This window comes from Vibrio sp. 10N.261.52.A1, assembly GCF_002876325.1.
Taxonomy (GTDB): domain Bacteria; phylum Pseudomonadota; class Gammaproteobacteria; order Enterobacterales; family Vibrionaceae; genus Vibrio; species Vibrio chagasii.
On the sequence record NZ_MCYD01000008.1, the window covers coordinates 1 to 3,025 of the forward strand.

A 3,025-nucleotide genomic window follows, 5' to 3' on the forward strand; every position below is an offset into this window, starting at 1 on the left:
GATTTAATGGAGAAAACCTACCAGCGAGTAAACAACCTTTACAACGATGGCGTAGTTGCGGAGCAAAAGCGTGATGAAGCCAAGACACAATGGCAAGCAGCAAAATACACAGAAAGCGCAGCTTTCCAGATGTATCAGCTAGCACAAGAAGGTGCTCGTGATGAGACCAAAGTAGCTGCCGCTCAAAAAGCATTGATGGCCGCCGGTGCAGTCGCTGAAGTCGAAGCTTATGCTAAAGACACACAGATCCACAGCTGGTTCAGCGGTGAGGTATCTCAAGTGCTATTGAGTAGCGGAGAGTTGGCGCCACAAGGGTTTCCAGTTGTCACTGTGATCGATACGAAAGATGCATGGGCGGTACTTAACGTTCGTGAAGATATGCTCAAGCACTTTGAGAAAGGCGCACAATTTGAAGCTTACCTACCCGCTTTAGATAAGTCGCTGACTTTCCAAGTAACGCATATTGCTGTTATGGGTGATTTCGCAACTTGGCGCTCAACCGATGCTGCGCAAGGCTTTGACTTACGTACATTTGAAGTAGAAGCACGCCCTGTAGATACAAACGAAACACTGCGCATGGGTATGAGCCTTGTGGTTGAGCTTTAGGTGACGTATGTCTGCTAATTCTCACTTACCAGAGCATCACAAAGCGAAAAGCAATTTACTTAGACAATGGGCTATTGTACGTAAAGACAAGTGGCTGCTGTCGTGCTTAACTTGGATCCCCTTGCTGCTTGCTGCAAGTATTTGGCTGATTTTCTCACAAGGCATCGCTCGTGATTTGCCTGTTGCAGTGGTTGACCTAGAACACAGCCAAATTTCACAGCAGTTTACTCGCTTAGTCGATGCTTCACCTACCCTGCAGGTCACTCAGAAATACAGCTCCGCAAGTGAAGCAGCAAAAGCCATGATAGAGCGTGATATCTACGGCTACGTTGTTATACCTAGACATTTTGACCGAGACCTTTATCTTGGGCTAAACCCGCAGGTTTCCGTGTTCTACAACAGCCAATTTATATTGATTGGTAAACTGGTGAACTCGGCTCTTTTGCAAGCTCAAGGCACTTTCAACGCCCAACTTGAAGTGATTAAACAGCTTTCCCACGGAGATACCACGGTAAAATCCGCCTTGGGGCAAGCTGTCACCGTTCAAAACCAAATCACTCCGCTGTTTAACAAAAACACCAGCTATGCTCAATTCTTGGTATCTGCGGTTATTCCTGCTTTATGGCAAATCATGATAGTGGTAGGAACGATTTTAGTACTCACTGCAAATGTGCGAGCTCGTGGGCTAAAAGCGTGGTTATCGCATTCTCCGATCAAGTCCCTAGCATCAACACTCACCCCTTATGTTGTTCTGTTTTTAGGGTTTGGTATTGCGTTTAGCTTTTGGTTCTATCGCATTTTGGAGTGGCCATTTAACGGCAGCTTTATGGCATTAACCATTGCACAGTTACTAACGGTTATTAGTTGTATCATTATGGGTTGCTTGTTCTTCTTCTTGACGCTTGATCCAGCAAGAGCGATGAGCTTTGCAGGTGCTTTCACAGCGCCAAGTTTTGCGTTTATGGGGATCACCTTCCCTGTTACAGACATGAATGCGGCAGCCCAAGCTTGGAGAAGTCTATTGCCTGTTAGTCATTACATCGAAATACAAACGGCTCAGTCCAGTTACGGTGTGAGCGCTGCGCAATCGCTGATGAACCTCACTTCAATGTTTTGGTACGTTATTCCTGCTTTTGTAGTGATCTTATTGATTAAAAAGCACTTAGCGCAAGCAGCACAGTCAACACAAGCAGAGCATAAAGGAGTAAATCAATGAGCTTTACTCAATTGCTGAAGCAAGAACTCCTGGCGGTTCTGCGTAACCCAGTAGTATTACTGACCGTGTTTGGTGGTGTGGTCTTTTACTCATTCTTGTACCCTTTGCCTTACGCCAATCAAGTACCCCAACAATTGAAAGCGTCCGTTGTAAACCTAGACAAGAGCCAAAGCAGCTACCATTTAGAGCGAATGGTCGATGCGACCTCTCAAATTGATTTGGTTCGCCGTGACTCCACTATCGCAGACGCTAAACAGGCTGTACTCAATCAAGAAATTGGTGGGTTCATCGTCATTCCTGAAAACTTCTATAAAGATCTACTTCTAGGGAAAAGCCCAACACTCTCTTATGCGGGTGATGCATCTTACTTCCTAGTGTATGGCACCATAGTTGAGGGACTTGCAAAGGCAGGCGGCACGTTAGCCGCACAAGTTAAGGTGAGTCACTTGTTAGTTGAAGGTGTACCTTTAGAATCCGCAGCCAAAGGCTACAGCGCATTTAGCTTAAATTTAAAACCTACTTTCAATAGTCGAATGGGATACATCGATTACGTCGTTCCCGCTGTCTTTGTATTGATCCTTCAGCAAACCCTAGCCATGGCATCAGGGTTGGTTGGTGCAACGCAAAATGCTCAATCCACATTCGGCTATTGGTGCAGAGTTCATCCAACCAAACTAATCCTTGCTCGCTGTTGCACCTTAGTAGGGATCTACTACTTATTATCGATGTACTACTTCGGCGCCAGCTTTTCGATGTACGGGATTAACCTACTCGCCTCAATCTCACAGATTTTAACCTTGTTACTGCCCTTCTTATTGGCCAGCTGTTTGATTGGCATTTTTATCGGTGAGTTAGTGCCACGAAGAGAGTTAGTCACGGTTGTGGTGTTAATCAGTTCAATGCCACTGATCTTCTCTTCAGGTTTTATCTGGCCGATTGAAATGATGCCTGAATGGTTAGTACTGTTATCAAAACTGTTTCCAAGCACACCTGCTATCCAAGGTTTCTTAGCCCTGAATCAGATGGGCGCTTCGTGGCAAGAGGTCGCATCTCAATGGACGCTGTTATGGGGACAAGTTGTACTTTGGGGGTCGTTGCTTGCACTGAAGCTCTACCACAAGTCGAGCAAAAGCATCGTTAACCGCACTACCGATAATAGCCTTTGAGTGGTTTAGCTCATCGCAAACATAAAAAGACCCCCAA

3 protein-coding genes are annotated in these 3,025 nt (G+C 45.7%); all 3 read left to right on the forward strand.

What is annotated here, in order from left to right; genetic code table 11:
* A partial coding sequence (locus BCT81_RS00130) for an HlyD family efflux transporter periplasmic adaptor subunit (RefSeq protein ID WP_133152455.1) occupies positions 1-606 on the forward strand: 606 nt, incomplete at its 5' end.
* A gap of 7 nt (positions 607-613) precedes the next feature.
* Positions 614-1,822: an ABC transporter permease gene (locus BCT81_RS00135; protein WP_102422919.1), complete on the forward strand. Its 1,209-nt coding sequence runs from the start codon at positions 614-616 to the stop codon at positions 1,820-1,822.
* Entirely contained in the window at positions 1,819-2,988 is a 1,170-nt protein-coding gene (locus BCT81_RS00140; protein ID WP_102422920.1) for an ABC transporter permease, read from the forward strand. The genes BCT81_RS00135 and BCT81_RS00140 overlap by 4 nt, the downstream gene beginning before the upstream one ends.
* Positions 2,989-3,025: the final 37 nt, after the last annotated feature.

Bases quoted from the DNA above. Each gene is read 5' to 3' on its own strand.
- BCT81_RS00135 (WP_102422919.1), top strand. From the start codon at position 614: ATGTCTGCTAATTCTCACTTACCAGAGCATCACAAAGCGAAAAGCAAT.
- BCT81_RS00140 (WP_102422920.1), top strand. From the start codon at position 1,819: ATGAGCTTTACTCAATTGCTGAAGCAAGAACTCCTGGCGGTTCTGCGT.